Genomic DNA, 8,873 nt, shown 5'->3' on the forward strand with positions numbered 1-8,873 from the left:
CCGACAAGCAGCAGCATGACGAGTTTTTTCATCGTTTCTCTCCCTCTTGGTTTTCGTAGGTGATGCGACTGAAGGGCACCGGCATTTCGATACCTGCCTCCGACAGCGCTTCGTAGATGTTGATGGCGGTTTCACTCTTGATGTCGAGCAATTTTTCGTCGACCCAGAAATAGACGGTAAATTCCAGATAGTAGTCGCCATAGCCGTCGAACAGGACTTTCGGAGCAGGCTCTTTGCGTATGCCCGGATGTTTTTCGATGGCGCTGCGAATGATTTCGATCACCTGCCGCGGGTCGTTGCCGAAGGCGACTTTGTACTGCATTTTGACCCGGCGGCTTTTGGACGAGAGGGTCCAGTTGATCACCTCTTTCGTAATGAAGTCGGCATTGGGGACGATCACTTCCGATCCGTCGTACGTCTTGATCGTAGTGGCGCGCACGCCGATGTTCTGGACATCGCCGAAGACGCCTCCCACCTCCACCACATCGCCCTGCTGAACAGGCCGTTCGAAGATGAGCAGCAGGCCGGAGACGAAGTTGGCCATGATGTTACGCAGACCGAAACCGATACCGACACCGAGCGCTCCCGCGATGAGGCTGAGGTCGGTCAGTTTGATACCCAGTACGGTCAGTGCGAAGACGACTCCGATCGTGATGATCAGGTATCGGATGATCATCTGAATCGCTGCGGGAACTCCGCGCGGGAATTCGTAACGACTGAAGAGTTCGAGATCGAGGATGATCGTGATGAAGCGTGTCAGGAACCATGTGACGATCAGAACGAGAATGAAGTCGACGATGGAGCCGACGGAGATGACGACTTCCCCGGCTTTCCACGATACCGCCATCAGAGTCTGCCACCAGTTCTCGACATAGTAGAGAAGATCGAACTGTTTGAGAACCAGGTAGAGCCAGTAGAGCATCAGAAAGATATTGACGATGAAGGTCAGATAATTCTGTATCTGGTATGCATACTCCTGCAGAAGATGCTTCGACTCGATGGAGCGCCGACGCACGAACATGATGATGAGCCCGCGGAAGATGCGCGCGACGATCAGGAAGATCATGAAGAGGAAAAGAGATATGATCAGGGATGCGAGCAGCTTGACCGAGAGATTGACGGCGCCGACAACATTGGCGCCGACCGAGATGATGAGTATCAGCGGAATGATGGGTGCGAACCGGATAAAAAAGCGAATCTCGCGATCATATTCTTTATTGTAGAGCGGTCCGTTTCTGCGCATCATTCGGATCGATGCCGCCAGCATGACGAGCGCCATCAGCAGCCATACGATGCGTCCTTCGCTTTCCGCCTCGACAATATGGATCTGCACGGTATCGAGTATGAAAAGGGCAGCCAGCAGATAGATATACCTCCGCATGACCGGCTTCACGATATTCCGAATGATGACAAGCAGCGCACCGAGTGCGACGATGCCGTTAAAGTATCCTACAGATACGGGCCGTTCCGGATAGAAAAGCGGTACGATGAGTACGGAGAGAAGGATCGTTGCCGCTACGGGATGTTCGATGAAGAAGACGGAACTGCGCACCTTTTCATCGTTGACGAGAAAAAGTTTGCCCTGCTTGTGTCGCAGATAGAGAAAAAGAAGGAGAATGCCCAGTAGCGCCGTCGTACCCATGTGGGCGTAAAAACCGGCAATATTGGTTAGATAAAAGAGGCGGCTCTGTTCCCATATGTACCGGATCGATTTGATACTTTCGGAGAGGTACTTCGAGGGGTTGATGCCCTCTTTCCGAATCGTTTTGAAAATAGGTGCGTGATCGAGTGTCAAGAGTTCCATGCCGCGTTTGGCAAGTGCCGCTTCGAGCTCCGTTGTCAGGGCATCGAACTGCTGTTTTTCGCCCGATATCATATCGATGTAGGTGAGTGTTTTGTCGTATGCCTTTTTGACCCGCTTCTGCATCTTGCCGATCTGCTGCATCGTTTCACGGGCTCTTTGCATGATCGCTTCGGGTGCGTTCTGGTCCTTTGCATCTTTTTCGGTTGCCGTCCACCGTTCCACCATCTGTTGAAGAGATTTGAGCATCGTGTTGTAGAGTTCGATCTGATGATTGAGTCGTTCGGCATAGGATTCGAGCTGGCGCTGATATCGCATCAACTCCTCATGCCATGTCCGCAGCTGTTTGACATTCTGCTTCGTCAAATCACGGCGGGTGATATCCTCGCGCACCTGGCGGATCGATTTGACAAAGTCGGGAAGAGAGGATTCGATCTCGAGAATATCCTGTGGAACTTCAAGACGTTTTTCCATTTCCGCAAGCGTTTTGGCCGTTTCGGTTGCCGCTTCCGGAATCTTTTCGGGTGCATAGTGTTGTGCCGTTGCTGCAGTGGCAGAGCCGCTTTCGGTTGAAGGGGTGCCACTGGAAGAGGTGTTCGCTCCGCCCCATAGGGAACCAAGCAGCAGAAGGGCTATCAATAGAAAACGTTGAATCATAGCCAAGATTATAACGTGTTATCCGGAATAGACGAACGGATCGGTTCCACCCGTTCGAAAAGAGTGGTCGGGTCTATTTGCATTTTTCCGAAGTTTTGATGTCGAATCCGATTTTGACATCCTGCCATGTTTTTCCTTTGTGAAGATCGAAACAGGCCTTGGTGATACTTTCGAGTGACGGGAGCATGTCGAAATCCGCCAGATCGATATACCCCTCCGCTTCGATGGCATCTTCGTCAAACTCCACTTTCATCGGTACTATTTTCGTCACGTCGTTTATCGTGATTTCCACATCCGCCCTCTCTTTGTCGACCCGTTTCACTTCCGCTGTGATCGTTTTGACGCCCTGGACATTGAAGAAAAATTTGACGAGTTTCGCATCGCGGCTGCTGTTTTTGGAATTGACACTCTGGGTATCGATGGAAATTCTGGCCCCCTCGAGAAGCGCTTCGGGGCTCTTGTCCGGCAAAGCCGAAAGTTTGATGGCTTCAAACGTTCCGTCCACACCAATCTTCGCCGGTGTCTTGTAAGCTTCCCATGTCACATCGATATCTTTGACTTTGTAGGTGCATTCACCTGCCATTATGAATGTCGCTGTGAGCAGGCTGATAACAATCGATTTCATTCCCGTTGCCTTTTAAAATAAGATGACTCTATTGTACCGTATCGAGGCCTTTGGCCTGAATCTTTATACCCTCATCATACCAGGCTTGATGGACAAGTCTGCTGCGCCATCGGCCGTCGATCCGATCGATTTCATACCGCTCCTGATAGAGCAGTTTGCCGGAAGGGAGATAGTCGTTGCGCTCAACCAGCAGTTCGTGCTGCCGTTTGCTTCTGTCGAGTTTTCCGACCGAGATGAGTTCCACGCTTCCCCCTCCGGGATGAAAGTGGTTCGTGATGATTTTAGCGGGACTGATTTTGCCCTGCTGATAGATGAAATGTTTGTGCATACGCAAAGCGCCGATATCGGAAAAGTGCCATATGTCGGATGGTACGGGAACGTAGTGGCCAGGTTTGAAATTGATGAGCCGGAACTCCATGATGACCGGTTCTCCGACAAAGGTGTAGAGCTCGACGGGGTAGTAGTTCTTGTTGTCGGTCATATAGACGATCCGGGATGAGGGTGTCTCTTCCGCTTCCAGTCTGAATCCTTCCGGCAGCGCTTTGGTACCGGTGGTGTTCCGGTCGGGAGGAGGCAGCGGAAGTGCCAGGCCATGAAGCTCCCCGATCCCCCTTATTGCGATTTTGAGCGGGCCGCCTGCGAGTGTACGAGGGGGATGCCACGGTTCCGGCTCGTGAATCAGCCCCTTCTCTTCCTGCAGATAGTCTGGCAGGTCGATGGGACCTGCCATTTGTGCCATGACTTTCGTCGAGAAATCGATTTTCGTCTCCACCCCGAGGTCTTCCAGCCCGCGCTCCAGCATGATACGGTTGATGATGTACTGTCTCTCAAGAGACGCCTCCGCCGGATGCGGTGACTTCGCCTGATGCGACAGGTTGTCATCGGCCGCATGTACTGCCTTGACAGTGGTCGTTTCGATCGGTATTCTGATTTGGGTCATCGGCTTGTCGTAGAGGTATTTGGCTGTCAGAAATCCGGCCATAAAGATGAATGTGAGAGCGGCCAGGGAACTCAGAAGATAGGTGTAGCGTTTGATGGGTGACTCTCGGACTGGCATCTGCGGCATCTCTTCCGCTTCGGTCCGCTCTTTTTTGCGCCGGTATGTTTTGTACTTTTCAAGCAGATGGTCGCGTTCATCTTCGAACTCGGTCTTGCCAAAATATTTCGATGCAATATCGAGAGGGATATAGGAGTTGGCCAGAAGGTTGTAGACCTTGTCGACGATTTTGAAGTTGGACATCAGCGGAATATCGTTGGCCACGAAGTGTGATACGAGTTGAATGGCCCGTCTGTCGCTCGTGTCCCAGTCATCGATTTGAAGAATACGCTGAAGATCTTCCTGGTTGGAAAAGAGTGCGATGATGCGCTCCATCTTCTGTTGAACGGGGATGCGCTCTTCGGTCCGGTTTTTTCTCTTTTCCATGCGCATCTGGAGAATGGTATAGGCCCACTCGATGAGATTTTCGTCGGGTTTCGAGTTTAGAAGTGTTCTGGATGCATCCAGAAGGAGTTCCGTTTCGACGCCTCCGAAAAGAAAGCGGCGTTTGAGTTCCATCACCTCCTTTTCGGACGGGATGGTCTCCATCAAAAATGCAATTTTTTCATTGATTGTCATCATATCGGCCTTTTGTCGATACCGCTTTTGTTACTCGTTGTATCCATCTTCCCAGGCAATATGTAAAGTGTACCCGATATTCACTGAAAATAACTTATGGTTTTTGATCGGAGGGGCAGAGGGAGATACTATGTGCACGGATCTCCGTCTTTGTCAATCTTCGAACGGCATCGTCTCCTGACCGATTTCGAGATAGCGGCCCCAGTAGAATTCGACGAAATTTCGGACCCTTTCATTTTTCGGAAGCCAAATGCCTTCCCATTTTTCGACGTAGTTCGCCAGGAACCCGCCTGCATCCCGCTTCGGGATATAAAATTCGTGCGCCAGGCGGATGTAGCGGGCATGGTAGAGCGCTTTCTGTTTCCGGTAGGCATCCTCTCCCAGGTCGATCGAAAGATGTTTTCCGTCGAATCCCAGCACGCCGGCTTCGAAAAGGATATCCAGATGCAGCAGCCCTTCGACGTAGTAGGGCTCGACCTCCCCCGTTTTCCGCCAGCTCATCAGGCCGACCGCGCGTGCGACGGTGTCCCGGAGAACCTCCTCCCGAAGTGTCGCATCCTCGTGCATGAAAAAGGCCATCAGTCCGCCGACGGTCGCCTTGAACTCTTCGACGTTCTTGTAGTTGCCGCTTCCGTTCATCGCCGTTTCGGTTTCGTCGCCGACCCAGAGGATGTGGCCGTACTCGTGGCCGACCGTCGTGATTTCGTAGACTTTGTGCCACAGGTCCGGTTTGTCGAACATGACGCTCCGCTGATGCCGGACGAAGTCGTCGCCTAGGATCTCCCGGGCGATGCGCATGACGGGACGTGACTTTTTGCTCTCCAGCACGTTGTCGGCGAAGGCGAAGATCTTTTTGCCAAGTTCGCGGCTCACTTCGGTGTCGTTGGGAACCACCTGCGCCGAGAAGAGCCCCTGAAATTCCGCTCCGTAGAAGAGGGCGGGAACGCCGATGTAGAGCTGTGTCCGTGTCACCTGTTCCGCGCAGTTTTCATGCAGACTCAACGCCTCTTCGCCGAACTCCCGTGCCAGCGTTTCGCTCATCGCCGTAATCTGGGAGGGTATCGTCGTCTCCTGCATCAGCTTCGGCGAGGCGAGACGCACATCCCACTCCAGCGCCACCGCTTTGCGGTAGTGGTCTTCGTAATACTCCAGCGGGTGGCCGATCTGGATCGGGGCTGTGATCGCCATCCACCGTCTGTCCACCTCGGCCCACTTTTTGATGAGCCCTTCGATCTCCATATGCGAAAAGGCGTCGATCAGAGCGTCGAGATATCCCAGCCATGCATCCTTCTGGCCGAAAACTTCGTCTTCCATCGTCGCCAGCAGTTCCCGCATGTTGGTCACTCTGTTGACGATATCCTGCACCTCCATGCGGAACGCCTTGGCGTAGGGGACGCTTTTGAACCCTTTTTTCGTCTTTTTGAGTACCGAGTAGCAGCGGTCGCCCACACACCCCTCTTCGCGCAGGTCGATGAGATCTTCGCTCTCGAGCATTTCGTAGATCTTCTCTTCGTCGCCGTTGAAAAGTTCGAAAAGCTCCCGGTTGACGCCATGGATGATATGGGCGGTCCAGGCGCTCTGCCAGTTGCTCATCGCCTCCCCGACGCGGTGGGCCTCTTTGAGAATCTCCCGGTAGAAGGGTGTCAGCAGCGCTTCATCTTCGATCCAGTCCAGAAGTTCCAGGTGGCGTTTGAGGTAGAAGTCGGCCACGAGTTTGTATGCGGTCTCTTTCGCGGCGATGACCGTCTCTTCGTCGAAGCCCTCCTTTTCCAGCACCTGCGTCAGGGCGTCGTCCCGCAGGCCGATGAGGCGCGTCAGGGCCGCCATGCGGGTGTCGGGGGTCTCCGGCAGCCCGACACGGCGCAGAAAATCGCCGACCCACGCCTCCGCGTCCGCATGGCCTCCGCCGAGCAGTTCATAGTAGCTGCCCAGCGTTTTCTGGCGCCGCAGAATTTCGTCGTAGATCCTCTGCAGGTCTTCCATGAAGATGTCGAAATAGGGGTTCTGGTCGATCGTCGATCGTCGATGGTCACTGGTTGGTTGCATGAAAAAATTCCTGATATTTTGTCGTCGTGTTATCTGTTATACGGCGGAAGCGGCAGATTCGGTACCGCCACCTTTCTCCGCTCACCGTTCACCGTACCGATCGTGCCTTGAGCATCTCGATGATCGGTTTGGCCAGGGCAAGGGCTTTGCTGCGGTGCGAAAGCTCTTTTTTGACGGCGGGGTCGAGTTCGCCGAGGGTCTGGTCGAACCCCTCCGGAATGAACATCGGATCGTATCCGAACCCCCCTTCGCCCCGCGGCGTGTCGATCACTCTGCCGTACATCCATCCGTGCACGACATACTCGGCCCCGGGTGCCACGATGGCGATGGCCGCGGTATAGAATGCCGGGGCTTCCTTCAGTCCTTTTTTTCTGAGCTCTTCGACCAGTCTGTTCAGATTGTCGCGGTCGGTGGCCCCTTTTCCGGCGTAGCGCGCGCTGTAGATGCCGGGCTCGCCGTTCAGCGCCGGAACGGTAATGCCGCTGTCGTCGCTGATGACGATCACGTCGTCGCGTCCCAGTTTCCCGAAAATGGTGCGCGCTTTGATCAGGGCGTTTTCCGCGAAGGTCGACCCGTTCTCCTCGATCTCCATCGGCCCGAGAATTTCGCTGAAGGGGATGACCTCGTCCTCTTCGAAAAGGGAGCGGATCTCTTTTACTTTACCCTTGTTTGAAGTGGCGAGTATAATTTGCATTTGTGTTCGGCCTTTTCTGTTTATGGGTGTATAATTTCAGCAAAATTCTACCATAAGGGAAACAAAGTGAAAGAGATTTTCAAAAAGGTCCTGCCTTTAAGTCTCATCGTGGCGTTGAGATTTTTCGGTCTCTTCATCGTCCTGTCGGTGCTGTCGCAGTACGCCGTGGAACTGCCGGGCGGAACGGCGTTTCTGGCGGGTGTGGCCGTCGGCGGCTACGCCCTGACACAGGCGGTTCTGCAGGTGCCGTTCGGTGTGTTGAGCGACCGGATCGGCCGGAAGAAGACACTGCTGATCGGGCTTCTCATCTTCGCCGCCGGGTCGGTCATCGCGGCGCTCGCCGACAATATCTATGTACTGCTGCTCGGCCGTTTCCTGCAGGGGGCCGGTGCGATCGGGTCGGTCGTCACGGCGATGATCGCCGACCATGTCCGCGAAGACGAGCGGGCCCACGCGATGGCCGTCATGGGAATGACGATCGCGATGAGTTTCGCGGCGGCGATGATCATCGGTCCGATCATCGGCGGGCTCTGGAGCGTCAGCGCGCTCTTCTGGCTCACCGCGATTCTGGCGATTCTGGCACTCGCCATCCTCTTCACGGCGGTGCCGGAGCCACCGAAAATCGTCCACAGCTACACGGAAGAGGAGGCGAAGATCAAACACGTCTTCAAGGACAGGGATCTCGTGCGCATGTACATCACCTTTCTCTTTCACAGCTCGACGATGGCGATCGCATTTTTCCTGATTCCGCTCGTGATGAAGCAGAAGTTCGGCATGGGGCCGGAAACCTACTGGAAAGTCTATCTGCCTGCCGTCTTCTTCGGAATCATCGCGATGGGACCGGCGGCGGTGTTCGGTGAAAAGTACGGCAAGGGGAAAGAGGTCTTTCTGGTGTCGATCGCTTTTATCGCCGTCTCGTTCGCGTTGATGGGATGGAGCGGATCGGTTCTCTGGTTCGGCGTGGGTGCCACCTTCTTCTTCATCGGTTTCAACATGTTCGAACCCCTGTTGCAGAGTTTCGTCAGCAAATTCGCGAAGGTGCACCAGAAGGGTGCGGCGCTCGGCGTGGCCAACACATTCGCCTACGTCGGTATCTTCCTGGGGGGTGCGATCGGGGGGTGGCTCTACCAGAGCTTCGGCGCGAGCGGCGTCGCGGCATTCGTACTGGTCGTCTGTATCTTCTGGGCCGTCTGGATCGCGACGATGCGAAGCCCCGGCGTGCGCGACAACCTCTTCCTTCCCTTTGCGGAATATGACAAAGAGAAGATCGACGGATTGAAGATGATCAACGGCGTCACCGATTTCTATCTGAACGAGACGGAAGAGATCATCGTCGTCAAATTCGACAATGAAATCGTCAGAACCGAAGTGATCGAAACGTTTATGAAAAAATAGAAGCCGGCGCAGTCCGGTCTCGGTCATTGGTCATTGGTCA

6 protein-coding genes are annotated in these 8,873 nt (G+C 54.2%); 1 reads left to right on the forward strand and 5 read right to left on the reverse strand.

Translation table 11 applies throughout. The annotated features are described in order from the left end of the window. Positions 1 to 28: 28 nt before the first annotated feature. The 5 genes from Q1K24_RS06775 to rdgB all read right to left on the reverse strand — a co-directional run bounded on the left by Q1K24_RS06775 (position 29) and on the right by rdgB (position 7,438). Complete coding sequence (locus Q1K24_RS06775; RefSeq protein ID WP_300367901.1) at positions 29 to 2,458, reverse strand: mechanosensitive ion channel domain-containing protein; 2,430 nt, start codon at positions 2,456 to 2,458, stop codon at positions 29 to 31. 73 nt (positions 2,459 to 2,531) lie between these two features. After that, positions 2,532 to 3,083: a YceI family protein gene (locus tag Q1K24_RS06780; protein WP_300367889.1), complete on the reverse strand. Its 552-nt coding sequence runs from the start codon at positions 3,081 to 3,083 to the stop codon at positions 2,532 to 2,534. Between the two features lie 28 nt (positions 3,084 to 3,111). Next, positions 3,112 to 4,698 carry a hypothetical protein gene (locus Q1K24_RS06785; RefSeq protein ID WP_300367892.1) on the reverse strand — a complete coding sequence of 529 codons (1,587 nt, stop codon included), beginning with the start codon at positions 4,696 to 4,698 and terminating at the stop codon, positions 3,112 to 3,114. 153 nt (positions 4,699 to 4,851) lie between these two features. Continuing rightward, on the reverse strand, positions 4,852 to 6,744 hold the full coding sequence (gene ciaB / locus Q1K24_RS06790; RefSeq protein ID WP_300367895.1) for an invasion protein CiaB: 1,893 nt from the start codon (positions 6,742 to 6,744) through the stop codon (positions 4,852 to 4,854). 88 nt (positions 6,745 to 6,832) lie between these two features. After that, the gene (gene rdgB, locus Q1K24_RS06795) at positions 6,833 to 7,438 is read right to left on the reverse strand and encodes an RdgB/HAM1 family non-canonical purine NTP pyrophosphatase (RefSeq protein WP_300367898.1); all 606 of its coding nucleotides are present in this window, start codon (positions 7,436 to 7,438) and stop codon (positions 6,833 to 6,835) included. Between the two features lie 66 nt (positions 7,439 to 7,504). On the opposite strand from rdgB, the gene Q1K24_RS06800 reads away from it, so the two are divergent. Continuing rightward, positions 7,505 to 8,833, forward strand: a complete 1,329-nt coding sequence (locus Q1K24_RS06800; RefSeq protein WP_366903700.1) for an MFS transporter — start codon at positions 7,505 to 7,507, stop codon at positions 8,831 to 8,833. Positions 8,834 to 8,873: the final 40 nt, after the last annotated feature.

The sequence above is a fragment of the Hydrogenimonas sp. genome (assembly GCF_029932565.1).
Lineage (GTDB): Bacteria > Campylobacterota > Campylobacteria > Campylobacterales > Hydrogenimonadaceae > Hydrogenimonas.

What these genes read in the sequence shown, in the direction of transcription:
- rdgB (WP_300367898.1), bottom strand. Translation starts at nt 7,438, where the DNA reads ATGCAAATTATACTCGCCACTTCAAACAAGGGTAAAGTAAAAGAGATC.
- Q1K24_RS06780 (WP_300367889.1), bottom strand. Translation starts at nt 3,083, where the DNA reads ATGAAATCGATTGTTATCAGCCTGCTCACAGCGACATTCATAATGGCA.
- Q1K24_RS06775 (WP_300367901.1), bottom strand. Translation starts at nt 2,458, where the DNA reads ATGATTCAACGTTTTCTATTGATAGCCCTTCTGCTGCTTGGTTCCCTA.
- Q1K24_RS06785 (WP_300367892.1), bottom strand. Translation starts at nt 4,698, where the DNA reads ATGACAATCAATGAAAAAATTGCATTTTTGATGGAGACCATCCCGTCC.
- ciaB (WP_300367895.1), bottom strand. Translation starts at nt 6,744, where the DNA reads ATGCAACCAACCAGTGACCATCGACGATCGACGATCGACCAGAACCCC.